The organism is Paraburkholderia sp. Clong3 (assembly GCF_050436485.1).
GTDB classification, from domain to species: Bacteria; Pseudomonadota; Gammaproteobacteria; order Burkholderiales; family Burkholderiaceae; genus Paraburkholderia; species Paraburkholderia tuberum.
The window spans coordinates 2,888,046-2,913,042 of record NZ_JBNDMH010000002.1 but is presented as its reverse complement, the minus strand read 5'-3'; the positions used below and the strand labels follow the sequence as shown (position 1 = coordinate 2,913,042).

Sequence of the window (24,997 nt, the reverse complement as noted above, 5' to 3'; positions counted from 1 at the left end):
CGACAGAACTTTATGAGCCGTGTTTCGATGGGGCACGCCAAGTATTCGCGATGTCTCGAGCTGCGTCGGAGAAGCTACCGCCTACTCGATCACGGTGTCCTCCATCACAGCACGGCCAGCTACTCATGTGAGCCTCAGTGGCTTCAACCTGAGTTTTGTTGACGTTGACTTTTTAGCAGGCGGTGCACGCGTGCAGTCGTGGAAGAAAGGCTTTGGGTGTGCTAGTTCTCCGACGTCTAAAGACTCCTGTAGGCCTCGCGGGCTTTCCGACGTTAGAGACAGTCATGCAGGTCTCATGGGCGCTCCGACGTTAAGAATAGTCACGTAAGCGTCGTGCAGTCGCCGGAGAGCACCACAGCGAATCCAATAAGGAGAGTTATGAGTCTCGAAACGGGTTTGATGTGCTCATTGATGATCGTCGTTGCAACAGCGCTCGCGCTCACCGGTTTTGCGCTATGGCTTCGCTACAGCGACGATCGACAAAAGAACGGCGGGCGGACTTGACGTTCTTCGCGACGCGTTCTCACGCTTGTTGTCCAGGCTTTTGCGGTGTTTATAACGCTGGGATTGTCGAGACTATGAAGGCTCCGGGGGTACAACAACAAACGGTGATAGTGAAGACGGTCGATCCATGATGGTGACGAATCAAAAATATATTCCAGAAGCCCCGCATTACCCTGAACCGGAACGAAAAAATCGGATCCTTTACCGCAATACTAAGGGGCTCGCTATCGCGGCGCTGCTGATAGGCGGGAGCATTTCCTTGACTAGTATTATCGACGAGCTAAGCGCCAGAGATGCGGTTCTATCTAAAAAGCCGATTCAGCAAGAAGTTACTCATGCAGAGCCGGCTCACCACTTGAATGCTTTGCGTAAGCAGCGCACGCAAAACCGTAATCGCCCACAACGCAGAGAAGATCCGGTAAGCGGGACGGAGCGAAATGACCGAAAAGCATAACAACGACACTCGAGATGCCAAGAAGACCAGGTTCAATCCGCTCGACAGCAACAACTTCGCCGGGCATGTCGACCTGCTGAAGATGGCAGCGGACATCCACCTCCTCAAGCCGAACAGGGAGTACTGGGAAACCGTCCCGGTGCCGCGCCGCCCGACCGGCCGTGTGCGCTTTGAAGGCCTGCGTCAGCTTGCGACCTTCGCGCTTCCCGCGCTGGCGTATGCCGGTGCGAGTGCGGTGGTAGGCTGGAAGGGCGCGCTCCTTGCACTACCGCTCTACTGGGGTATTGGCTACCTGCTGGATCACTCGCTCGCGGCATCGATCAAGGCCCAGCGCGCCAAGGACGAAGATCTCGATCGCGGCCGCTACGCGTTCACGAAGATCCTCGGCGAGCGGTTCGGGCTTGAGCCGCACGAGGTCACCCTCGAGCTTGTCGCGAAGATGAACGAGGAACTTCTCAAGCGGCACAAATGGATGAAGGAGGTCTGGCCGACTCATCCGGATAACCCGCGCAACAAGCCGAACGCTAACAAGGCCGAGGCCGGCAACGGCGGCGCAGGTGGTTCGGGCGGCAGCAACGTTGGCAACACCGGGAACGGTGGATTCGCGTCGAGCGGCGGCCACTCTTCGTACGACGAAGACGACGCCTTCGATCACAGCACCCACGGGAATGGACTGCCGCACATCGAGCTGCCCTCCCCGTGGAGTGGCGTGAACCCGAACTCCGGTTTGCCGATGATCGACAACACGCCGATCGACATCCATGGCAACACGTGGGGCACGAGCGGGTTCGGCGGTTTCTAATGCGGCTGCACTCCCGCTGATCCGCAGACCTCTTACTTCCAAAAACGAGCCCGGTGTTCAGCGAATACACGGCTCGGCAAAGACGCTTGCCTAGAACGTGGAAAACCAAATGATAGACATTATTCGCTCTGAGATTGAAGTTGCGCTGCGCGAAGGCGATATCCCGGGCAGCATGCGCGTGCTGCAGAATTGGCTGGTCCACGCAGCCGAAGGCGAACCGGAGGCCTTGCTGCGCGGCACGTCGGCTGGGTTGCGTCCTAAGCTCGTGCTGCTCATGCGCGATTTACTTTCGCGATTTCCCGCAACGTTGCTCGGAGCACCCCTGCTGCTCTTCGCGCGGCCGGACGACCATCTGCCGCCGCCGGTGCGCGATTCGATTACGCTGCCCTACCCGACAGCGGAAGGCTCGCAGCCCTGCGCTGAACTGCACTTCGTCGGCTGGCTGCCGATCAACGCGCAACTGCCGGTGCCCACGCCCTTTCAGCCCCACCCGGTGACGGTGCCGTGGTACAAGGCGACGGCGGCCATCGCGCTGTTCCGCAGCGACCCATCGGTATTCGACGCCGATGAGCTGGATCTGCCGAACATGTGGTGGGCGGACCTCTTCCAGCCAATCGAAGCCTGCATCCAGCTCGCCGCGCGCATCCTGCTGCCCTACCCCGACGCAATTGAGGCCGCCAGGGTGATGCAGGCCTACGCCAATGCAAAGGCCCCGCCGCTGCGGGGCCACTTCCTCTCCGACAGCGCGTGGCATTGGGCGAGTTCCGAAGGTGCGCTCTTCTATGAAACGCGCCGGCATTTTCACAGCTAGCCCGGCTCGCCTAGCCGACACGCCCATCCAGCAACCCCATGTACCACAGGACAAGAATAACTAAGGAGTACAAGGTGAGCTTGACGGCGGTGATGTTCCATTTGTGCAATGTGGACCGTAAGCGCCTCGACTGGGCCATTCGTTTTTTTCTCGACGACGCGGTGCGAAGCGGGACATGCTATCCCCTTTGGGTATTTTGCATTACCCGGTAACGAGTTCGGACATGTCGTTACCGGGTAACAATGAACGAGGGGAAGCGGATGGCACAAACAACAGCAGAGCGGCAGGCGGCCTACCGGGCGAGGCGGGCGACGGCTGGAAACGATGGCAACGGCGAGCGGCGCCTTGACATGTGGGTGACCACTGAAGCCGATCTCGCGCTCGCACGGCTGGCACGTCGTTACTCGGTAACGAAGCGTGAGATGCTGGAGCGGCTGGTAGTGCGGGCGGACGCGGCTATCGTGCGCAGGCTCGATCCACACTCCACAGAATGGGATACCTACTTCCAGGTTCCACAATTGCCCTTCATAGTTACCGGGTAACGAATCGCTTCACCGGGTGCAGTCGGCGACTGACTCAGCGCGTGTGAGTCGTTCCGGGCGAGCCCGGCGTGCTCTCGCGCGCTGTTGTTCAACCGGTCGAAGCCGCAGGTTGGGGGTGGATTTTGCAAGGATGCGGCAACACGCCAGGGTAGCAATTCGTCAACGCAATTGATCGGTAAGTCCGTATGCGGGGGCCGTTCCCAACGTTACACGCGTGTGAGGCATGATCGAGATGGCGACCTGGAGGGTAACGGGTAGATCGGGGGAGATCGTGTCCATGATCGTCGATCATGGACACGATCTATCTGGATCTCTCCGGCAATCAGACGGTAGGTGCCGGCGGGCTGGCCTGCCTGGGCAGCTTGTCGGCCACGTTCCAGGGCAGCAGCTCATCGATGCGATTGATTTTGTGATCGGCGATATGAGTCAGGACGTACTCCAGGTAGGCGCGCGGGTTGATGCCGTTCAGCTTGCACGTCCCGATCAGGCTGTACATCGCGGCGGCCCGCTCACCTCCGCTGTCGGAGCCGGCGAACATGTAGTTCCGGCGACCGAGGGCGACACAGCGCAGGGCGTTTTCGGCAAGAGCGTTGCTGATCTCCAGGCGACCGTCTTCGCAGTACAGCACGAGCGCGTCCCATTGGTTGAGCGAGTAGCGGATCGCCTTGGCCAGCTCGGATTTCGTCGACAGCGCGGCGATCTTGTCTGTCATCCACGCTTTGATGGTTGCGAGCAGCGGCACGCTCTTCTCCTGTCGTACGCGCTGCCGCTCGGCGGCCGGCTTGCCACGGATGCCGGCCTCGATGCCGTACAGTTCGCCAATCAGCTCGAGCACGTGTCGGGTCGCTTCGGTCGGCGTGCGCACGTGAACGTCATAGATGTATCGCCTCGCGTGATCCCAGCATGCGGCCTCGCGGATCTTGCCGCCCGCGTACAGCTCGTTGAAGCCGCCATACGCGTCCGCCTGCAGGACGCCCTCGAACCCGGCGAGATGGGCCTGGGGATGGATGCCTTTGCGGTCGGGCGAATACGCGAACCAGACGGCGGCCGGCTTCGTCGAGCCCGAGCGGCCGTCGTCGCGTACGTACATCCACAGTCGTCCAGTCTTCGTCTTCTTGTTGCCGGGTGCGAGCACTGGGATCGGCGTGTCGTCCGCGTGCAGCTTGAAGGTCGCCATCACGTAACGGCGCACCGCCTCGGTCAGCGGCTCGCACAGGGCCTCGCATTGGCCGACCCAGCGGCCCGTATTGGCCGGATCGAGCTTCACGCCGTCGCGCGCAGCGATCACCGACTGTCGATACAGGGGTTGATGGTCAGCGAACTTCGACACGAGGATGTCGGCCAACAGGCTCGGATGGGCGATACTGCGCTCAATCGGCAGACCGGGCATCGGCGGCTGGGCAAAGTGGTTGCAGCACGGGCAGACCGTCTTGCGCCTGATCGTGCGGATCACCTTGAACATCGCCGCGACCCGGGCGAGTTGTTCGGACACGTCTTCGCCGAGCGGCTGCATGGCGCTGCCGCACTCCGGGCAGGTGGAATCGGGTTCGAGCACCTGCTCTTCGCGCGGCAGATGAGGCGGCAGCGCTTCCTTCGGGGACGTGTCGCCGACGGCTGCGCTCGCGGTCGACGCGCGGGCGCGGCGGACATCGGCAACGCCACGCCCGGCAGTGAGCTCCTCCAGCTCAGTCTCGAGCCGCGCGATCTGCCGGTCCAGCTGCTCGGACTTGCGGCCGAACTGCATGCGCTTGAGCTTGTCGATCTGCGCCTTCAGGCGCTCGATCTCGAGATCCCGCTCGGCCATGTCTCGCAGCAGCCGCTCGATCTCGCAGCGCTGTTCGACCAGCGACGCGTGCTGCGCAAGCACGATGGCTTGCAGGGCGTGGACATCGTCGGGGAGATCGGCGCCGTTCGACATGCGGCGCAGTTTACGAGCCTTCCGCGCGGTTTACAACATTGAGAGCGTGGCGGTGCGACGCGGCTGCCGCCAATCGATGCCTTCGAGCAACATCGACAACTGGGCCGAGGTCAGGAAGACCTTGCCGCCATCGGACTGGGGCCAGACGAAACGGCCGCGCTCGAGGCGCCTGGAGAGGAGCCAAAGCCCGTCTTCAGTCGCCCACAGGACCTTGGCGAGATCGCCGCGGCGGCCTCGGAAGATGTACACGTTGCCGCCCATTGGGTTTTCCTCGAGCGCTGTCTGCACCTTCGCCGCCAGCCCCTGAAACCCGCAGCGCATGTCCGTGACGCCCGCGACCAGCCAGATCCGCGTGCCCGCCGGAACCAGGATCACCGCAGGCACTCCTGCAGGAATGATTCGGCGCGCTCGAGTGGCAAGCCGCGGATTCGCACGCGGCGCTTGCCGACCTTGATCTCGATCTCGCAGACCGCTGCTGGCGGGCTGTTCATCGTCTTCGGCGACTCGTTTGCCGTCGGCTGCGAGGTACGCTGCACTGGCGTGGGAAGGTCAATCACGTCGACCGGCAGCAGCTCGGTACGCGACATCGGTGAGGCATCAGACGTCGGTAGCTCCAGTTTGCCTTCCCGATACAGACGTCGCCATTCGAACACGACGTTGGCGTTGATGTCATGCCGCCGCGCTACGATCGAAACCGATGCGCCCGGCTCCAGGGTTTCCTTTACCAATTGCTGCTTGAACTCGAGCGAGTAGGTGCGATGGCTACGGCGTTCCGCATTCGACATGACTGTTCCCCTCCGTCTCCGATTATTTCGACCCTCGCATCATGCGACAGGTCCGCTCGGACTAGGGGACGGCCGTCGCGAGGCGATTACTGTGGACCCGTTCTATGCAACGCTGCAACGCCCAGTCTCTCGCGAGAACCGTGCCGAACCGTGTGCGCGACCAGTTCGGCCGCGCGAAGAGACAGAAAAAAGGCCCGCGACCGCGGGCCATGTGGTGTCAGCGCATAACATGACGCCTAGTCTCGTCATGCACCAGGCTGTAGAAGCGCTCTTCATCCCCGGGTTCCATCAGCCTAAACGTCACTGTCAGCGCACCCCGGGACGCTTTTATCACGAGACTGAAGGCGTCGACCTCACCGGTCCAGCCGCCTTGCTCAAGCAGAGCTATCGCCCTAGCCGCGCCACGATTCATGACGAACTGTGGTTCCCATTCGAACGACTCTTCGTCCGGCGGCACGAGTAACCCGCCTTCTTCGTCCCGTTCTATTTCAAGCCGCGGTCGCGGCAATCCTGTCCATGGATTAAATAGCCAGACGACCCCGTGCTTTTTGCGCCAGGCGTTAGCTGAATCTGGTACGGGCCCCGGTTCACCTGACAACGGACAGAAACGCATTTCAATTTCTTGGTTTGATGTATGCACCTTGACTCCTGTATTCCCTCTGCAGGAAAGGCTCCTGCAGATCGGTATAGGCGCATTCGCGGTGATGGTTACTTGTCGACTGACTTCAAAGCATGACGACCTCAATCGACGACGAGCTCGCGCACGCTTCGCTCCCTTGAGCACGGACCCTCTGCCGCATGATGTTGAGCGAACCGCATGTCGCACCGCTCTCTCGATATGTCACGACGCCGCGACGGGTTGCAGCGTTCAGGCATGAAGCGAAGGCGCCTCCTGCATCGACCGGAAGGGAAGAAGTTCGTAAGCCGGGACCGAAGCCGGAGATGGCGTCCGCGCGTCATTCCAAACAAGAAGAGTAAACCGACTCATCTCATCTCGTCCAAGAGCTCCCGCTTGCGCGTGCGGTTGGTTGAAAGGTTCAAGCCGAGATGAAGTTGAGTCATCGTGGTGTCTCCGAGACCTGCGCCCCAACGTCTGAAGTTGGCCACAGGGCCGCTCAGCGCTTCATGGCGAGCTTCACTTCATGGCCGACTCGTGCCCGACGCGGTTGCCCGAAACCGACCCATTGTAGACGGCCGGCATGCCGAACAACACCCCCGAAACCGGACGTTCGGGACAGGCGGGGACGGCCGACAGCGTCTCGGCGCATTGCTGTCGGCGGAAAGGCGCTCCTAATGGCGGTTCATCCGCACGCGCAAATGCATCGAAGTGGGCTGGCGCCGGGCAAATGCCTGTTGTGCGACACGCGGCGGAAAACTAGAGTTCCCGAAAGCCTTGCTGGGGTAACAAGGTAGGCCACTGAGTTCTCGGTCTGCTGGCAAGTTCAGCACCGATTGTCGGCAAGCGCACACCTCGAGTCGTAGCCATCATTCGGATCACGCATATTCGCCGCTGCAACGAGTTCATCAAGATCGGGGGCACGGGCAGTTGGGTCAACGCGCCGTCTCCCCAATCCGTCTAAGGCTACGTTATTGCAGTTCCCGGCATCCCCCCTGACGGATCTTCGTCTCAAGCTCGTAGATGGGCGCGGTCAGCACCTGGGTAGCGATTTCGCCGGCCTTTCCGCTGAGCGGAGGGTACACGATAGGTGTAATGCCTTTGAAGTCCGATGGCATCTTCAATTCTTCATCCATCTTGGGAACCAGCAAGAACGTGCGTTTGCGACCCAGCCGTGACATAAAGAAACCGAGCTCGAAGATGACGTTGTCTCGGGGGGCTGCAGTCTGGTGCTTTCTTGACCGAACTATGTCATCTGGATGGGCAATGGCCACAGCGAAGTCGGCTCGATCCACCTCTGTCTCCAGCGCCTCCAGGGGATACGCTCCAACGGGAAAGATTTCGTCGTCCGACCAGAGAACGGAATCGGCGTCGGTGTATCTCAGTCCATGCCGAATCGCCTTGGCTACTTCCAGGCTCTCCTTCGAGCTGATGAAAAACACTCGCGGTCTGTCGTTAGGCGAACGGATAAGAGTGTTCCGCTGCAGAATGCGATTTGCTAGTTCAGCGGCAATGAGTTTATACAACGTAGGGTGCACGTTCGCGATTTGATCCAGCGTGTCCGGCGAAACCTTCAGCGTTACGGTCGGCTCAAGTGCTGTGACCGTTGCGCTTCGCAGGATGGAAGGATTGACTGCCGACATTTCTCCGACCGTGAGGTTGCGCTCCCGCGGGTACAGCAACTTGCCCTTTACGGAGATTCCGACTTTTCCCATCAACAGGAAGTACATTTCCCGATCGGCCTCGCCCTCCTTGATAAGCACTTCTCCAGCAGAGTGCTCTGTCAGTTGTCCAGCATCAGCCAGCGCCGCGGCAACGTCGCGGTCCCCTTGAATTATGGTCTGCGCAAGCATTGTCTGCACGAGCGCGGTGCGATCCTTGAAGCGGTCGATCAGATTCATTTTGTCTCTTTCATTTAGAGCCGTTGAAGAAAGTCAGTCGATTTGCCCTACAGCAGAGGGCACGAGCCTACGTTGCTAGCACACCGACTTTGACGTCGGCAGCAGCGATCCAGGACAAGTTCTGTTCTGGCATTTACTGCGCCTTTGGGAGCCGTCCGTTTGCGATGGACATTGCGCTTTTTCTCTGTCAGCAAATTCGTGGTTTTGGCGGAGCCTAACGCCTTGACGGTCGAGAAGGGCCGCTTTCCGCGCGCATAGCAACTCTCTTGCGCAGTGATAACCGAGGAGAAGCGGTCACCTCGGTGAGCGCGTCGTTTTGCCTAGACATAGCCAACGGCACTCGCATTGGCGCAAGGCCGTGTGCGAAGGCATGCGCAGATGCCTCGAGCTTGCCGGCGCTCGATCGTTTGACGATCAGCAGGACGAGGAAGTTGGCCACTTGGTCCGGTGCCTCGAGCAGCGAATGCATTGTAAGGATGTCCCTGGGACTTGGCAGCGCCGGAAAGCTCGGGTGTGAGTGCCACTCACCGAGATAGTTGAATCTCTCGTATTGGTGTCCAGTCAGGTCGTGGAATCGACGCATGAAGCGCTTGTGGAGGCTGGCGTCTCGCGAGAACGCCGCGAAGGAGCCCCCCTTACGCTGGACAGACAGGTCAACGATGCGAAAGATGTGGTCGGCAACGCGCTCGGTCGCCAGGACGCCACCGATCTCATGAGCCCCCGCGCGCCGAAGCTCGCGCACTAGCCTGGCGGCGCATTCCGGCGCCAATTGAACTTCAATCATTGGCTTGTACCTCCGCTGCCGTGCTAAGAATTTCCAGCAGCACTTTATTACCCTCGGCGCGCACGTCGGGGTCGACTTCAGCGGTGTGCATCCACAGGGCCGAACCGAGATTGATCGGCCAGGTATCGAAGGGCCTCTCGAAGATCCACTCCTTGCGTAGCCCGATCATGTAGGCCGAGCACTCGAACTCGGAGCTGTCGCCAGCGATGGCGGCATCGATGAGCAGGCGAGCGAAATGTGCGGCGATGGCCGACACGTCCGCATCGTCAGCAACCATCGGCGGCCCGTCCTCTGTCCGCGAGGCATATTCCTTCTCTGGCTGCGGCGGCTCGGGGAAACCTGGCTGGGCGCACCACTGGTCGATCATCGCACGCGCGTCGAACGGATTTGGATCCAGCCCGGGGCGTGCGCGGGCGATCAGGCCGCCATAGCCGCCCGCAAAGACGCGTGCCCAGCACATCGTCTTCTGGTTGAGCCTGGCTGCCGCCGCGGCGTAGTTGAAGACGTCGTGGTCGCCCGTGGCGTCGACGATGACATCCGCTCTGGCAATCTCACGTACCAACGTGTCGTCCTTACTACCGGGCTCCTGGCCGCCCAGGAGGAAGTTGTGCACCTTTACGTCGACGCCGGCAGCCACGCGCTTCAGGCGCTGAGCGACGACAGACGCTTTCGATGCACCTGCTTGTTTGGCGTCGAGGTCGTTGCGAACAAGGTTTTCAAGCTTCAGGACGTCGGCGTCGATCAGGATGAACTTGCGCGCACCGCTGCGCGCCAGGGTCGTGGCTACCTTGGAGCCGAGGGAGCCGCATCCCAGGATGGCAAACGTCTTGTCGGCCAGGCCAGCGTTGCGGGGCGGAAGGCGATTGCCCGAGTCAGGAGGAACTAGTGCGAACTCGTACGGCCTTCTGTCGTCAGGCCGAACGTAGAAAGCGCGCACTCCCGCCGGCGTGACCAGCATGAGGCACCGATCTTCGTCGTTGGCGATGGGATCCGTGACGAACATGCTCCAGAATGCGCGACTGTCCGCACCGTCCTTGAGGAAGTTGTCGATGTCTTTCAGACGCGCGTCGTCGGCAGCTATGGCCATGGCCAGGCCGTTCAGGCGTGCGTCCTCGACGAGCGCCGTGGGCACCGTCGGATCGACCCACAGCGCATCGTCTTGTTCGGTGACATTGATGAGCGTGACCATCACGCTCTGCGGGCCCCAGCACCGGTGCAGCTTGATCGGCTGGGTTCCGGTCACATTGGCGAGCTTGGCTTGGCCGGCGGAAGTCATATTCATCCGACACCAGTTCCCGCGGATTTGCTGACCGTGCGTCACGTTGTGCGCCGACGGTAATGCCCAGCCCGACGTATGGGTGATGCCCAGGTCGGCGGCCATCAGCTTCAACGCACTGCGCAGCATTACGGCACCGCACAGGTCCGGATGCCAGTTGTCCGCGCGGTACTCAAGGCAAAGATCGCCACTGACGAGGTACTGGTGAGCGCCCCAGTCTGTGGTCTCCCCGATGGGGCGCACGACCGGCGGTGCGTTCGGAAAAATCAGAGGGTAAATCATGGTGACCGTGCGAACCTTGTCGGCGATCCGCAGATCGACATCCACCTTCAAGGCAAGGTTAGACCCAGATACACCCCATCGGGCGTTCTCGACGCCAATTCCTTCGGCGACGAGCTGATCGATCGCGGCCCGCTCGGTCAGGAGACGAACCTGGTCGGTGATAAACCACCACATCAGGCGAACCCCGCTGGAACCTTGTTCGGATTCGTGGGTCCGGCGGCCTGCGCCGGCAGCGTGAAGGTCGCGGCGGCCGACGCTGGCGCGCGACCGAGCCGGCTCGGCTGGGTCGACGGCAAAGTTGCGGCGAGCGCCGAAACCGAAGCAGCTTTCTGGCTGTTGGCTTTGCCGGCAAGCGCGTCGGCCGCTTCGTCGTAGTCGAAGTCCGAACGGATCCGGCTGTCACCGAACAATGTGCGGAATGCCTCAGGCGCATACTTGTATGTGGTCGCGCCAATCGCGGTTTCGTTGCCCTTGCAGCGACGCTGCTCGTCTTCGGAGCGCAGCACAGCGCGACTGATGCAGCACCGGATCCGCTCACCCTTATAGCCGAGCCGGGTGATTGCCGTCGGGCCGTGCTCGAGACCGATCTGGATGCCCAGGTCGCCGGTGTCGATTCCTTCTTCCTCGAGGATGGTAATCGCCTCCTCGAAGCTGCTGCGCAGAGCAGCCGCGCATAGCATGGCGTTTTTGGTCGTCTCAGCGTCGTCGGTGGTGTGGGACGTCCCCTCGATCAGCACACCGTGAACGCAGTCGCCGATAAATCGGATCTTGCGGCCGGCGAAGTCGGCGTGGAGGACGGCGTCGAGCTCGGCTCGCAGCACGTGCAGCGCCCGGACGACATCTTTGGCCGAGTCGTCATCATCGATCCTCTCCGACACGTAGGCGGTAAAGCCGTCGATGTCAGCGTAGATCGACGTCGACTCCTGGCGTCGCGAATTGGCCGGGGTCAGTGTTTCCAAGTCGAGGTCGGCGAACGGCGGCGTGTGCCGCGTGAACTCGAACGAGCCGAGCGGCTGGTTGGCGAGGCCTTCTTCCCAGTCCTCGACCACATCATCAGCAGTGACTTCGACATCCGCGACATCCTCGGACTGCTCGATCTGTGCCTTGGTCAACGCCGTCTTGTCCTCGTCCTTGACCGTGCTCCAGCCCACGACCGCACGCGCGGTGTTGGTCATGTAGATGCCGGTGTCGGTGCCGCCACCCGAGCGCTTGGCTGCTTGGTTAGCCGGCGCTCCCAGGAAAAGCGGCTCGCGGTTGCCGCGACGACCGTTGTTGACGGCTAGCGCCTTGCCGGAGTCAATGCCGGCCCGCACTTTGGCTGCCGGCAGCGGTTCGTCGCTGTTTTCTCCCGTGCGCGCCAGCACGTCGATTATCAGTTGCGCCGTCGCGACCGCTTTATGGATTCGGCCGGCCTCGTTGCCGTACGGTTTGGCAACGACCGCGTGAAGCCGCTGGTTGTGGAAGTCGACCTGGATCGCGTCGACGTCCTTCAGGATGTCGCGCACTGCCCGGTAGTGCCGGTCCAAGAAGCGCAGCGTGCGGCTGTGCGCCCGTACGCCCTCTGAGTCCGTGACCCCGAGCATCTCGTTGATGTTGAGAATGTCGACATACAGGTGTACGCCGTCGATGCGATAGGCGACACCGTTGCCGAGCCCGGTCAGATTCGTGTCCCGAAGGTATTCCTTGATCTCGACCTTGTTGACCTGGTTGACCCAGCCGCGGATGCGCTCTTGGGCGCGATCCTTCTTCCAGTTCCTGCTTGCCATGTTGTTCTACCCCGATGAATTGGCTGCCTGGACTCGATCGCGGAGACCAGAACGCGTTTCTACGACACACGTGCGAATACGAACAATCAACGACTGTGGCCAGGATTCTTTTGCTGTTCTCATTCTCTCGACCGGTAGAGTTCGCTCGGCTCATCATGTGAGCCAGCGAAGGCGGTGCGATCGAGGTAGCGAGCGCGCCCGCAATCCTCGGCGAGGCAACTCGTGATATATAGGTCGTATTGTTCAGTTCAATAGGCGCTTCGCTAGTGTAAACCCTATGTGACCCAAGCTGGTTGCTCCGATCAGCGCAAATACGACCGCATTGAACAGATTGAAGACCCCAGCGTGCGTTACTTGCGTAGCTTCGCCGCCAGCCACTTGTAGGCGACAGCTCGCGAAATCTTGAGCTCGTCGTACACATCGAGCCAGTCGCTCGTCTGTGTGAGCGCCGCGCGGGCTCTGTTGCACGTGTAGTAGTCGGTGTGCTTGTCGAGGTCAGCGCGCACCGTTTCAGCGAGCGCCTTCTGCTTTGACGTGCCGCCTATGAGCTTCGGCCAGTTGTTCTCTTTGCGTGCCCCTTTAGTCGCGTTCGAGTACATAAAGCGACACGAGCGCTGCGCCCGGCTTCGACGTGTGCAAGCCCGCCGCGGTAGCTTCAGCGCGTAGCGTCTCGAACAGCTCGCGCGTCTGTGCGTCGATGGGCAGGTCGGCGTCGACGAGGGTTGCTGCGTTGCCGTCTTTGTCGAAGTAAGACCTCGTCATTTTTTGGAGCCCCTTGGTGCGTTCGTTTCGTAATTCCTGGCTGCCCAGCCCCGTGATGCCGGCTAGGCCGCCGCTTTTGAAGCTGCCCAAGCGGTGAACTCGAAGCAGGCGATGCCCGGCCAAGCCGCCGAAACCGGGCGTTAAAGACCCGCGCTCCCGTGCGAAAAGGTGTCCTCGTCACGAAAGCCCTCGGGCAGCATGGCGTCAGGCCTCCTCGACCTCGAAGTGCTGTGCGATGACGTCGACAGGCACGTCGTGCTGCTCGCACCACTCACGCGCCTCATGTTCCGTCACAACGCGCATACCTTTACCGCCCAACGTGCCATTGCTGCCGCATGGACGAGAATAAGGCGACAGGGGGCCGCCCTCGCCTGCGATGAAGTACGCGCCCTTCTTCGTCACGTACAGATCCTCCTCGTAATACTGGAAGTCGCTGCAGTTGTAAGTGTTCGCCCAGCCAGCAATGCGGTTGGCAGTTTCGGTGTTGTACATCATTCCGTCGATTACGCGTTTCATGGTGATCTCCATTGGTTGGTTGTACTACAGAGTGATTAAGAGCTGCTCTTCGTAGGCGCTGCGTCGTAGCGCAACTTCTCAGCTTGGTCGAGTCAGATTGTCGGATCGGAAGGGCGCGCAGCCGCGCCCAGCTTGGCTTTCCGGGTAATTAATTAGTTTGCAAATGCCGGGATGCGTCACAGGTATCGGGTATGGCGTCACAAGGTATCGGATATGGCGTCACAAAATATCTGGTAAAGCGTCACGCTCTGGTTCACGGTCCCACGCGCCCGCCCATAAGTGTTCGGTCCGCTCGTGCTTCTCCGCCAACTCGCCAGGACCCGGTCGGTGTCCCTCTTCAGCAGTTCGGGACGCGAGATATACACCCAGGAACCATGGTGGTGAACAACCCAACCGCGCAGCTCGCCAACGCTGACTGTCACGGGCATCTGCCGAGGGCTTTCGAGATTAGCTGGCCTCCTACTGACTTTCCAACTTTCAGGCCGGACTGAAAAAGCCACCGCTCACCCCTTCGGCATTGGCTCGTTGGTCGCTTGCCGATGCAACATTCCGTAGTGGTCGTGATTCGTCTGCGGCAGAGATCAAATACTCGGCCTCTCGCTGCACGGCCGGCCACTCTGCGCGCAGAAGCTGAACAGCTGCCTCGATGACTTCATAGCTCAGTTCACAGTCGTCGATGTCACTGACACCCATTCCTGCGAGGTCAGACGCCGACGCCTCCCCGCTTGAAATTCTTTCGCACAAGATATCGGCCACAGCGCCGACATCATCCGCCTCGCCGCTCAGTATGATTTCGGCCACCAGGCCCGCCATCCCGACCTGTATCTTCCAGTTCGCCGGTAGCTGCGAAGCTGGAAAGCTATGCGGCGACGCTATCTTGTGCATCGTTTCAGGACATGTCCGCGGACGGAATTGACCGAGCCACGCCCTCTCCTCCACATTTCCACTCCCGTTTCTCGAAACGACCGCGTCGCCCGCGCCGCCAAATCGTTCGTAAAGCACTTTGTGCCCCGCTTCATGGTATGCGGCATCGCGGAGCTCTCTTGCGGCAAGCTGTTCGTCTGTAAAGTCAGTCATGTTGGGTCGAAGTAGTCAGTATGGTTGTTCGAAACTATTCAGGTCGCAGATGATTTCCACGATGTCGCCGACTGGACTCCCAGCCAGTACAACGCTATCTCCTCGCCGACCGCCAGCAGGGCCAATTTCACTTCGCCGGCGAGGGTAGTCATGTTCACGAAGAGTGATTCGCCGTCGCCCACGGCCACGCGCACCTTTGCCGTTCGGATGTCTTGCCGTGTTGTGCTGTCCAGGCTTATCGCAACTCCTAAGAGTCCCACTTACCAAGCCGTCAACCATGTTTCGCCTCGATGTCCGTGCGCTCCAGTCCGTGGGTTCATACGGCCCGTTCCCGAAATTTCCCGGTTTCCCTGAAAACGGACGCTTCCGGTTTCGTCCACTTTTCCCGAAATTACCCGCCGCCCCTATAAGGGGCGGGGGTTTTCGGGAAGGACTTCGAGAACGGTTTTATGGTTTAGCAGCGCCATAGCCACCCCTCCTTTACATCAAACAAGCCGCGCGTTACCAGGCTAGTAACGGCCTCTCTGGCGCGTTCGGCCCGTCGTTTCGGCTCGCAGGTAAGGCGGTCCGCCACGAGCTGCACGGCGGCCTCGACTTCGATGCAGGGGTGATTGGGCGGAGCGTCGCCTTTACCGAAGTCGCGGGAGTGGCGCAGCGGCTCGGCAAGTGCATCAAGTGCGATCCGCTGGTTGCCGCCTTGCGGGAGCTTCACGCGCCGCACTTCGTCGGCGCCGCCGTCGGGTTCCACGACGCACGACGTAACCGGCTCGCCGTGCTCGTCGTCGTGGAGGCCCACCACGCGCAGAGCAAAGGCATTGTGTCCGCCGTCGATGTCGTCCTTGATCTTCACGGCGCTCCACTCGCGGCGGGCACCATTGCGTGATACTTCAATCGCCGCGTCGAGCGCTGCGTATAGGCTGCTATGGCCGCGCAGACCCTTCGTGCCGTCCTTGCCGGTGTGGTGGACGAGCAGCACCACGCCACCGAGACGGCGCTGCGCCGCCTTGCACGATTCGATTATCTTCCCCATGTCGGTGCTCGCGTTTTCATCGGCTCCGGGCGCGGCCCGGTTCAGCGTGTCGATGACCAGCAGTCCATCCCGGCCGCCCGCTGCTAGCACCGCCGCGCACAGGTCAGCCACGTCTTCCGGCTGGCGCAGGTCGACCGGCTGTGTGACGAAGTGCAGGCGGTCCGGTAGACCGCGTTGGCGGTTGACGTTCCACGCCTTGACGCGCTTGCCGAGACCAGCCTCACCTTCGAGGCACACATATGTAACCGGAGCCGCGTTCACGCGCCGCCCGAACCATTCGGCGCCGTCCGCGACGGCGGCGCACAGGTCCAGCACCAGGAACGACTTACCTGCGCCAGACGGCCCGTACACCGCACCGAAGCCAGATGCAGGCATAACGCCTTGTACCATCCAGCGCAGCGGTGGCGCCCCCAGCACCTCGCCAGCCGATTGAAGCCGGTAACGCATGGGCGTAGTTCGAGCGGCACGCAACAGGTCCGCCAGCGCCTCTGTGCCGTGCTCCGACTCGTAGTCGTTTGCGTCATAGTTGGCCGGTTTGTCAGCTGGTAGCTCGGCCCATGCGCCAGTAATCTCGCGAGCGATGGTTTTGGCGTCCGTCTCCTTGCCGCGGTCCGGGACGATAACGATACGCACCGCCGGGAACCGCTTGCGCAGCAGCCTGGCGATAGCGCCGATGCGGCCTGAGCCGAACGTGACCACAGCAGCGGCGTGGTAATCCGCCTTGGCACACGCCCACGCCTGCCCGATGCCCTCGCACACGTATATCGTGCCGTCAGCCACGATGTCGCCAACCACGAACAGACCATCGTTGAACGAAGCGCCCGGGGCGTTGAGCTTGTTTCCCGCGCCAGGTGACGGGATAAACTGGACCGTGCAGAGCGTACCGTCGAAGGAACGAACCGGGACCGCCAGCCAGCCGGCGACGCGCTGCTCGCCGATGGTCAGCGTGTCATTGGCAGGCACCACGCGAAGGCCGTTGGGATTGCCGCGCTTCGCCACGATGTAGGGATGGTCTGAGCTGGCGGACGGATAGCCGTTGAACGTCGAGACAAGGTCGATCCGAGGCTTCCGGGGTATGTCGGCCTTCGTCGGCTTCGCGACCGACACTCGCGCGGCCTGTGTGCCACTTTGCGCACATGCATCGCGCCAGCCCGCGTTCTTCGCCATCTTGAACAGAGTACCTTCCGTGATGCCGCCAGCGGCTTTGATGCTGCGCCACACAGAACGAGTCTTACGCTCGCCACCATAATTGTCACCGGTCGCTGACCATTCGAGAAAATCATCCTCCGACAGGCCGGCCGCTTTCGCTGCCATGCCGGCACGTACCCACTCGTCGCGAGGGCAACCGGCGTTCAGGGCAAACAGCGCGTCGCGTGCGCGCCCTAGTTTGAATTGCTCAGGCACGCGGGTGGTATTGAACTGCGGTTGAGGTTCGCCCAAGAAACCCGATGCAGCTTGCCGGCGATTGGGATTCGTCATTATTGGACCTCTCCGCCCATCAGCTGCTCTATGGCATCCACCGGCCAGGCGAGAAAGCGACTCGGCAGTTTGACTGGGCGCACGCCGTGATAGCTGCCGGTCTCCCTGTACCTCTTTCTGATGCTCTGCGGACGCAGTTGCAACGCACCGGCAAGTTCTTCGGTAGTCAGAAATAGACGGCCTACCGAAGTCGCCGCTGATTGTTGTGTGGTCATGTGACTGGCTCTCAATGTGTGCGACTCAACGTGAATCGCTTGAGGCCAGTCTTTCGCGGGCAATAGCGGCGCAGCCTTCGTGCAACAGTTGCGGCCTTATCCGATAAGGGTTTCAGGCCGGTTTACGCAACAGTGCAACGAAACGGCTAGTATTGCGTGCCCTTCACCTTTCGGCGGTTTTGCGTTCCGAAGGTTTGAAAGACTGAAGACTTGGCCGGCGTCTCAAACTTGTCTTTGGCCTGTTTCAGCAAGGCTCCGATGCGCGCCCTGCTGACCTTGTACTTCTCCCCGGCCTTTTTCTGGGTGAAATCCGGTAACTTGCTCTCCGTAAGCAGCGTCCGAAGCTCTGCATCCAACCATTTATCGCCAGAATGCGTCACCGTTCTCATGGGAGCGGTTGACGTCTCCCATCGCGGCAGCGTTGCGGTCTCAAAGCGGTACTCGATTCGCCATTCCGGATGTGCGCCGAGCAACTTGTTCACGTCGGCTACGTCCACACGGTCGTAGAACGTGCGAAGGCTCTTTGGAACGGCGTAGGGGAGGAAGTCCCCGAGGTCGCGCGGGTTCTTCAATGTCAGCGCACCGCCCCTGATTTCGGCCACAAGCGTCGATTCCCACCGCGCCGCCTCGGTGCTGGTCTCCTTGGCGAGGATCCCGACCACGTCATCAATGGTGAGCCTTCCAGCGTCCTTCATTGCAGCCTGCTCGACGTTGGCTTTCGTCGTGGGATTCAGCAACACCGGGATTTGCTCGCGGATCAGCCATTCGTCAATGCCGTGTTCGTTGAGAAGAATTTCCCCATCCTTCCGACGCTCATTTGCGGTGAGTTCGCCTTGCTCAATGGCGTCTTCTATGCGCTCGACAAGCGCACATTCTGCTTCCCTCGCTTTGGTCATGTCTCGGGGATAGCTGCGGCGCGCGATTATGTCAGCCACGTCGGAAATGGTGTAACGGCGGACGCCTGGGCAGAGTGACGCCAGCACCCGTTGCGCGTCTTCGGCAGTCAACGACCAGAGACCAGGAGATGCGCGAAGGTCTGAGACAACGGGTAAGCCCGTTTCGACGGGGCTGGGCGTGATTGTTCTGGTTCGTACCATCTCGACGATTTGCGGGATTACGCCCGGGATGCCGTCGGTATGCCAGCCCATCAATTGCCGCGCAAGCTCAATCGAACGATGCACACTTTCCCGCCCGTCTGGGATATCTTCAATGTTCATGCTTTGGTCGGTGCGCTGAATGGCAATCATGTGCGCAATGTCTTCGACCGTAATGTGCTGTGCCTCGTCTTGTGCCGCCAGCGCCTCGTCTGGTTCGCCCTCTAGCCACGCTTCGCGCACAAAGGCGAAAAACTCTTCTCGCTCGAAGAAAAGCCCCGAGAATGGTTCATTGAGCTTCCGGGCCGGGATACCGTTCAACGGCACCATACCGCCGTCAAACGGTCGCAGCCCTCCGTTTTTTACAGTCGCCTCCACAGAGAAGCGCAATACTTCGGCAGTCGGACTGCTGTCGGTGTTGGGATATTTTGCGCGCCCAAGCGCCGCAATGAATTCTTCGACGTCAATGAGCGCTGTGTCCCAGCCGTCGAGCGGGAAATTGAACTTCTCAGCCATCTGGACGCTTTCAAGTGCGAGCCTTCAATTGGGAACCCCTGACAGGCCGGTGAAGGTGTGCCCGGCCGTTCGCCCGTTGAGCTAGGCAGAGGGATCGCAATTATGGCCTATGTGATGACGGGGTGGCCCGTTCTGGCGCTGCGTGAAGCGTTGGCGCAACTCCGACGTATAAAGGCACACGCGTGTTTCTGGAGCGCTTCTATATCTGATAATGTCCTTTATCCCATATAGAGAGAGACCGATGGCTACCCGCAAATCCACTGCACCCGCACCTTTGGCCCCGAAACTCCAACTTTCGCCGACGCAGATCGAACGTGGGATCGCGCGCCTAGAAGAGCGGATCGATGAACTACGGAAATTTGATGTCGCTATCGTGCCTGATGGGGCATCCCCGGAGCTGACCGCTTTAAGCGCTGCCATCCAGGATACGTTGGTAAGGTGTTTCGGCGAAGGCACGTTTGCTTACAAGCGGTTTGAAAGCGCGACGCGGCTTAACTTCCGGGCTGGTTACTTTGGTGGTGGTTATCCGGCACGACATGATTATCAAGAAGGCGCGAAGGAAAACATCAGCGCGGCCATTCCACTTCTGCAGGAAGCGCAGCGCGCTTTGCGAGAGGACCTAGCTGACGCTGAGCATGAAGCGGTACCAGTGCCAGTGACTACGGAACAACCTCAGGTTCTTTCTCGCCGTGTGTTCGTGGTTCACGGTCACGATGAGGGCGCCCGCGAGACCGTGGCTCGCTTCCTCGAAAAGCTAGACTTCAAACCAATCATCCTGCACGAACAGGCCAACCAGGGGCGCACGGTCATCGAGAAGATCGAGGCGCACGGCGACGTTGATTTCGCCGTGGTGCTTCTGACGCCGGATGACGAGGGCTGCGTGAAGGGCGGGGAACCTAGGCCACGGGCCCGGCAAAATGTGCTGCTTGAACTTGGCTATTTCATCGGCCGGCTTGGACGCGAGAAGGTGTGCGCGCTCAAGCGTGGTGATCCCGAGATTCCAAGCGACTACCTCGGTGTAGTCTGGGAAGCAATGGATGCCGGGGGCAACTGGAAGAGCGCCCTCTGCCGAGAGCTGGATGCAGCCGGTCATGAAATCGACTGGAAAAAGGCGATGCAGGCATGAGCCAGCTCGTTGCCGTCGACGGTATTGCTACGCCGATATTGGTGGTCGCAGCCGGCGAGCGGGCCAGTGTGCGGCTCCTTGAGTTCTTCGCGTCGGCGATCCGCAATCCGCACACGCGGCGCGCGTATGCGCGGGCCGCGGGGGATTTTCTCGGGTGGTGCGCCGGCGCCGGCGTGCCATCGATAACGGCCGTACAGCCGCTGCATGTTGCAAGCTGGATCGAGCTGCAGACGCAGACGCTGTCGGCGCCGACCGTCAAGCAGCATCTGGCCGCCATCCGTCACCTGTTCGACTGGTTAGTGGTGGGCCAGATCGTCCCGCACAATCCGGCCGCGTCGGTGCGCGGGCCGAGCCATACTGTGAAAAAGGGCAGGACGCCGGTGCTCGACGCGACCGAGGCGCGCCAGCTGCTCGACAGCATCGATGTGACGACGCCGATCGGGCTGCGCGACCGGGCCCTGATCGCCTTGATGGTGTTTTCGTTCGCGCGGGTCGGCGCGGCGCTCGGGATGCGGGTTGACGACGTCTATGTCCAGAACAAGCGGCTGTGGGCGCGCCTGCGTGAAAAGGGGGGCAAGGCGCACGCCATGCCCTGTCACCACACGCTCGAGGCGTACCTGCATGCGTACCTGGACGGCACTGGGATCGCCAGTGATCCGAAGGGGCCGCTGTTCCGCACGGTTGCGCGCGGCACCGGGCAGCTCAGCGACACGCCGCTGCCGCAGGCGAACGCGTATGCGATGGTGCGGCGCCGTGCGCTGGCCGCTGGCATTGATACAAAGATCGGCAACCATACGTTCCGCGCGACCGGCATCACCGCGTACCTGAAGAATGGCGGGACGCTGGAGAACGCCGCGGCGATGGCCAATCACGCATCGACCCGCAGCACGCAGCTCTACGACCGGCGCCACGACGACATCAGCCTGGACGAGGTGGAACGGATCCGCGTGTAAGACATGGTCGCTCCTTTCCAGCCTTACATTGCAGTCCACAGTAAATGGAATGTCTCAAACCGGCCAACTGCAGCCGTTCGCCCTCGTCCTTACCCGGCCATTCAGAGGACCGTTCCGGTTAGATAACAGACCTTCGCGCTGGGACACGGTCGAGCGCCTAGGCGGACGCGAACTTGCGACCCAGCCCGGACGTCCCGCGCCTCAACCTCCGCGGGAAGATCTGACACGCACGTTTGGACCCGGATCCACGGGCAAGCAACGCTCTCACAGCCAGGTTCGGGTGCCACCAGGAAGCGGAATAAATCATACGTTAGCCACACCGCACAACGACTGGAATCAACCACTTTGGGCTGCAGCCGGCCGCCGCGCTGATTGTCGACAAGCGCGGAACAGATATTTTTCCTACCATTGCATGAGGCAGCCGCCTTCAGGAGACAAGCGGTGGGAAGCATTGCAGAGTGGTTAGCATCACTCGGCTTGTCTGAGTATGTCCAGCTCTTTGCCGAGAATGGTATCGATCGCTCGGTCCTTCGCGATCTCACGGACCAGGATCTCAAGGATCTTGGCGTCCTGCTTGGACATCGCCGCAAAATGCTGCGCGCGATCGCCCAACTTGACGACAGCGCCGTTGCATTATCTCCAATCGTGGCCGCGCCCGTGCGACGTGATGACGCGGATCGACGCCAGCTCACCGTCATGTTCTGCGATCTCGTCGGCTCGACTGCCCTCTCGAAGCGGCTCGATCCGGAAGACATGCGGAAGATCCTCGGCGCCTATTACCGGGGTTGCGCGGATGTAATTACCAAGGCCGGTGGCTTCATTGCCCAGTACATGGGCGATGGTGTGCTGGCCTATTTTGGTTATCCTCAGGCGCATGAGGACGATGCCGAGCGGGCTGTACGTGCTGGGCTGACGCTGGTGCGGGCCATCGGCGAACTCGATTCCGGGACCGACGAAAGTTTGCGAGTGCGGATCGGGATTGCTACTGGCGTAGTGGTAGTCGGTGATCTCACGGGTGAAGGCGAAGCCCAGGAGCGTGGCGTCGTCGGTGAGACGCCCAATCTCGCTGCTCGGCTGCAGACATTGGCCGAGGCCGGAACAGTGGTGATTTCTACGAGCACGCAGCGGCTTACGGCCGGGTTGTTTGACTACCGCGACATGGGCCTGACGACAGTGAAGGGTTTTGACGAAGCAGTGCGGGTTTGGCAAGTGCTCGGCCCCAGCGGGGTCGAAAGCCGCTTCGAGGCGCTGCACACGACCACGTTGACGCCAATCGTCGGGCGCGACGAAGAAATCGAGCTGTTGCTCAGCCGATGGCAGCGGGCGAAGAACGGCGATGGGCAGGTTGTGCTGCTTTCAGGCGAGCCGGGTATCGGAAAATCGCGGCTGACCACCGCCCTTGAAGAGCGGCTTCAATTCGAGCCGCACGCCCGCTTGCGGTATTTCTGCTCGCGCCGTCATCAGGACAGCGCCTTCTATCCGTTCATTTCCCAGCTCGAGCGTGCGGCCGGTTTGCGGCGCGACGATACTGTTGAACAACGCCTCGACAAACTTGAGGCGGTGCTCGCGTTCGCCGCCGACAATCTGGGCGAAGCTGCTCCGCTGGTGGCGGCGTTACTATCGATTTCGACGGAAGGTCGATACCCAGCACTTAACCTCACGCCGCAGCAGTACAAGGATAAGACGCTTAGCACGATAATTGTGCAGGTCATGGACCGGGCAAGACGCCAGCCGCTGCTGATATTGTTCGAAGATGTGCATTGGGTCGACCCCAGCTCGCTTGAAGCGCTGGACCAACTTGTCGATCGTATTGCAACCCTGCCTGTCCTGCTGATTCTCACCTTCCGGCCTGAGTTCGTATCTCCGTGGATCGGCCGCTCAGAGGTGATGCTCCTTGCTCTCAATCGTCTGCACCCCCGGCAACGAGCCGAGATGATCGAGCGGGTAACGCTTGGCAAGGCACTGCCGAAAGAGATTACAGACCGGATCATCGAGCATACGGATGGAATACCGCTATTTGTTGAAGAACTGACCAGGACAGTGCTCGAGAGCGGCGTACTGCGCGAGCAGAACGGGCGCTACGTCCTCGATGGTCCGCTGCCACCACTGGCGATCCCGATGACGCTGCACGCTTCGCTGATGGCGCGTCTCGATCGCTTGGCCCCGGCGCGGGATGTAGCACAAATCGCCGCTGCAATCGGCCGGCAATTTTCTTATGAACTCATCAGCGCGGTCGCGTCGATGCCCAAAGAGCGCCTGGACGACGCATTGGATCTTCTCGTCAGTGCCGAGCTGGTTTTCCGGCACGGGGCACCACCGGGTGCGGAATACACTTTCAAGCACGCCCTGGTGCAAGACGCCGCGTACAGCTCCCTGCTGCGGGACAGGCGACAGCAACTGCATGCCCGCATCGCAATGGAGCTCGAGAATCATTTTTCTGACGTAGCGGAGCAACAACCGGAAATCGTGGCCGAACACTGCGCCCAATCCGGATTGACGGAAAAGGCGGCCCGGCTGTGGCGGAGTGCCGGTCACAATGCTGCAAAACGCGCCGCTCATCGCGAGGCGTCGGTCCTGTTCGAGAAAGCTTTGACTGCCTATGCGGCCCTGCCGTCCTCGGCCGACACACTCGGTGACGTCATCGACATCCGATGGGATCTTCACCACTCGCTTTATCCGCTGGGAGAATTGGCACGTGACCGGGCGAATCTCGAGAGAGCGGAACGTCTTGCCGAAGGGTTGGGCGATGAGGTACGCCTATCGCGCGTCTTATCAAGGTTGACTTATACGCTCGGTTCGTTAGGCGATTTGAAAGCTGCCGTTGAGGCAGGCGAACGCGCCCTGGCGTTGGCAGAGCGGCAATGCGACCCCGATGCGAAGGCTCGGGTCACTTTGATGCTCGCAAGGTCGCGGTATGGCCGCGGAGACTATGAACGCGCGGTGGAACATGCTCGACAGGTGCTAGATCTCCTCCATGAGCGCCACCACGGCCCCGATGAGGCTTATCTAAAATTCACGCGCGTCACCGCTCGTATCTGGTTGTTGCTGTGTCTTGCCGAATTCGGCCGATTCGACGAGGCTGCCGTCCTTGGACATGAGGCGATCGACATGGCCCGAAGGATGAATGAGCCAGAGGAGCTGATCTTTGCTGGCCTCGGTGTCGGACGGATGCACCTTATTCAAGGCAATCTCGCTATTGCTGTCGAGGCTCTTGAGCCAGCATTGGCCATGTGCAAGAGCGCTGAGTTTCCAATCTATGTTTCTCGGATAGCCTCATGTCTTGGGGCGGCGTATGCCTCGCTGGGCCGGACCAATGAGGCCCTGGTTCTTCTGGAAGAGGCGATTCGCCAAGCGGCGGCAAGTAACTTAATGTTCGGCCAGTCGCTAGTGCTCTCGAATTTCGGTCGAGTGTGCCACCTTGCTGGTCGAAAAGACGAAGCCCTCACTCATGCACATGATGCCATTGATGTTGCTCGAGCCTCCGGCGAACGAGGCAATGAAGCCTGGGCCTGGCACGTGTTGGGGGATCTTGTCTCGGATGGCAGCGCTACCGCAGCCAGGATTGAGGAAGCTCACAGTCACTATCGCACGGCGTTGATGATCGCCCACGAGCTTGGAATGCGTCCATTGCAAGCTCAGTGCCTATACGGACTATCTCGGCTGCAAAAGATGATCGGAAATGAAGCATTGGCCGAGCAAAATGCAGCAGACGCCACCTCGCTTTGCCGGGAAATGGGCATGAAACCGTTGCCTGGTTGAACCTGATTTCGCCTCGCACCGTTCGCCGC

The 24,997-nt window shown here is 60.8% G+C and carries 24 protein-coding genes; 8 read left to right on the top strand and 16 right to left on the bottom strand.

The window, feature by feature from the left end; genetic code table 11:
• Positions 1-378 precede the first annotated feature (378 nt).
• From OKW30_RS17560 to OKW30_RS17540, 5 genes are all read left to right on the top strand, one after another.
• Positions 379-504, top strand: a complete 126-nt coding sequence (locus OKW30_RS17560; protein ID WP_429347237.1) for a hypothetical protein — start codon at positions 379-381, stop codon at positions 502-504.
• Positions 505-631: 127 nt separating this feature from the next.
• Complete coding sequence (locus OKW30_RS17555) at positions 632-958, top strand: hypothetical protein (protein ID WP_429347236.1); 327 nt, start codon at positions 632-634, stop codon at positions 956-958.
• Positions 942-1,760, top strand: a complete 819-nt coding sequence (locus tag OKW30_RS17550) for a hypothetical protein (protein WP_429347235.1) — start codon at positions 942-944, stop codon at positions 1,758-1,760. Before OKW30_RS17555 ends, OKW30_RS17550 begins: the two co-directional genes overlap by 17 nt.
• A gap of 109 nt (positions 1,761-1,869) precedes the next feature.
• Positions 1,870-2,571, top strand: coding sequence for a hypothetical protein (locus OKW30_RS17545; RefSeq protein WP_429347234.1), 702 nt, complete (start codon positions 1,870-1,872; stop codon positions 2,569-2,571).
• A 260-nt stretch (positions 2,572-2,831) separates the two neighbouring features.
• Positions 2,832-3,113: a hypothetical protein gene (locus tag OKW30_RS17540; protein WP_429347233.1), complete on the top strand. Its 282-nt coding sequence runs from the start codon at positions 2,832-2,834 to the stop codon at positions 3,111-3,113.
• Positions 3,114-3,435: 322 nt separating this feature from the next.
• Here OKW30_RS17540 and tnpC read toward each other — a convergent pair whose 3' ends face one another.
• From tnpC to OKW30_RS17460, 16 genes are all read right to left on the bottom strand, one after another.
• Complete coding sequence (tnpC, locus tag OKW30_RS17535) at positions 3,436-5,031, bottom strand: IS66 family transposase (protein WP_429347232.1); 1,596 nt, start codon at positions 5,029-5,031, stop codon at positions 3,436-3,438.
• A 30-nt stretch (positions 5,032-5,061) separates the two neighbouring features.
• Complete coding sequence (tnpB, locus tag OKW30_RS17530) at positions 5,062-5,406, bottom strand: IS66 family insertion sequence element accessory protein TnpB (protein WP_429347231.1); 345 nt, start codon at positions 5,404-5,406, stop codon at positions 5,062-5,064.
• Complete coding sequence (tnpA, locus tag OKW30_RS17525) at positions 5,403-5,816, bottom strand: IS66-like element accessory protein TnpA (protein WP_429347230.1); 414 nt, start codon at positions 5,814-5,816, stop codon at positions 5,403-5,405. Before tnpA ends, tnpB begins: the two co-directional genes overlap by 4 nt.
• A 217-nt stretch (positions 5,817-6,033) precedes the next feature.
• On the bottom strand, positions 6,034-6,456 hold the full coding sequence (locus OKW30_RS17520; RefSeq protein WP_429347229.1) for a hypothetical protein: 423 nt from the start codon (positions 6,454-6,456) through the stop codon (positions 6,034-6,036).
• A 947-nt stretch (positions 6,457-7,403) separates the two neighbouring features.
• Positions 7,404-8,333 carry a TIR domain-containing protein gene (locus OKW30_RS17515; RefSeq protein WP_429347228.1) on the bottom strand — a complete coding sequence of 310 codons (930 nt, stop codon included), beginning with the start codon at positions 8,331-8,333 and terminating at the stop codon, positions 7,404-7,406.
• 214 nt (positions 8,334-8,547) lie between these two features.
• A complete protein-coding gene (locus OKW30_RS17510; RefSeq protein ID WP_429347227.1) occupies positions 8,548-9,117 on the bottom strand; it encodes a Mov34/MPN/PAD-1 family protein in 570 nt (189 codons plus the stop codon).
• Entirely contained in the window at positions 9,110-10,849 is a 1,740-nt protein-coding gene (locus OKW30_RS17505) for an E2/E1-associated domain-containing protein (RefSeq protein ID WP_429347226.1), read from the bottom strand. Before OKW30_RS17505 ends, OKW30_RS17510 begins: the two co-directional genes overlap by 8 nt.
• Entirely contained in the window at positions 10,849-12,441 is a 1,593-nt protein-coding gene (locus tag OKW30_RS17500; protein ID WP_429347225.1) for an adenylate/guanylate cyclase domain-containing protein, read from the bottom strand. The genes OKW30_RS17505 and OKW30_RS17500 overlap by 1 nt, the downstream gene beginning before the upstream one ends.
• A gap of 350 nt (positions 12,442-12,791) precedes the next feature.
• Positions 12,792-13,040 carry a hypothetical protein gene (locus OKW30_RS17495; protein WP_429347224.1) on the bottom strand — a complete coding sequence of 83 codons (249 nt, stop codon included), beginning with the start codon at positions 13,038-13,040 and terminating at the stop codon, positions 12,792-12,794.
• On the bottom strand, positions 13,021-13,203 hold the full coding sequence (locus OKW30_RS17490) for a hypothetical protein (protein ID WP_429347223.1): 183 nt from the start codon (positions 13,201-13,203) through the stop codon (positions 13,021-13,023). The genes OKW30_RS17495 and OKW30_RS17490 overlap by 20 nt, the downstream gene beginning before the upstream one ends.
• Positions 13,204-13,407: 204 nt before the next feature.
• A complete protein-coding gene (locus OKW30_RS17485) occupies positions 13,408-13,719 on the bottom strand; it encodes a hypothetical protein (RefSeq protein ID WP_429347222.1) in 312 nt (103 codons plus the stop codon).
• Between the two features lie 477 nt (positions 13,720-14,196).
• The gene (locus OKW30_RS17480) at positions 14,197-14,796 is read right to left on the bottom strand and encodes a hypothetical protein (RefSeq protein WP_429347221.1); all 600 of its coding nucleotides are present in this window, start codon (positions 14,794-14,796) and stop codon (positions 14,197-14,199) included.
• 38 nt (positions 14,797-14,834) lie between these two features.
• Complete coding sequence (locus OKW30_RS17475; protein ID WP_429347220.1) at positions 14,835-14,978, bottom strand: hypothetical protein; 144 nt, start codon at positions 14,976-14,978, stop codon at positions 14,835-14,837.
• 272 nt (positions 14,979-15,250) lie between these two features.
• On the bottom strand, positions 15,251-17,305 hold the full coding sequence (locus OKW30_RS17470; protein WP_429347219.1) for an AAA family ATPase: 2,055 nt from the start codon (positions 17,303-17,305) through the stop codon (positions 15,251-15,253).
• Positions 17,305-17,520, bottom strand: coding sequence for a DNA-binding protein (locus OKW30_RS17465; protein ID WP_429347218.1), 216 nt, complete (start codon positions 17,518-17,520; stop codon positions 17,305-17,307). The genes OKW30_RS17470 and OKW30_RS17465 overlap by 1 nt, the downstream gene beginning before the upstream one ends.
• Before the next feature lie 146 nt (positions 17,521-17,666).
• Positions 17,667-19,130: a hypothetical protein gene (locus tag OKW30_RS17460; RefSeq protein ID WP_429347217.1), complete on the bottom strand. Its 1,464-nt coding sequence runs from the start codon at positions 19,128-19,130 to the stop codon at positions 17,667-17,669.
• Positions 19,131-19,371: 241 nt separating this feature from the next.
• Here OKW30_RS17460 and OKW30_RS17455 point away from each other — a divergent pair, with 241 nt between their 5' ends.
• The 3 genes from OKW30_RS17455 to OKW30_RS17445 all read left to right on the top strand — a co-directional run bounded on the left by OKW30_RS17455 (position 19,372) and on the right by OKW30_RS17445 (position 24,968).
• Positions 19,372-20,256 (top strand): TIR domain-containing protein, encoded by an 885-nt coding sequence (locus tag OKW30_RS17455; RefSeq protein ID WP_429347216.1) that lies wholly within the window; start codon positions 19,372-19,374, stop codon positions 20,254-20,256.
• Positions 20,253-21,209, top strand: a complete 957-nt coding sequence (locus OKW30_RS17450) for a tyrosine-type recombinase/integrase (RefSeq protein WP_429347215.1) — start codon at positions 20,253-20,255, stop codon at positions 21,207-21,209. Before OKW30_RS17455 ends, OKW30_RS17450 begins: the two co-directional genes overlap by 4 nt.
• Before the next feature lie 441 nt (positions 21,210-21,650).
• On the top strand, positions 21,651-24,968 hold the full coding sequence (locus tag OKW30_RS17445; protein ID WP_429347214.1) for an AAA family ATPase: 3,318 nt from the start codon (positions 21,651-21,653) through the stop codon (positions 24,966-24,968).
• Positions 24,969-24,997 lie beyond the last annotated feature (29 nt).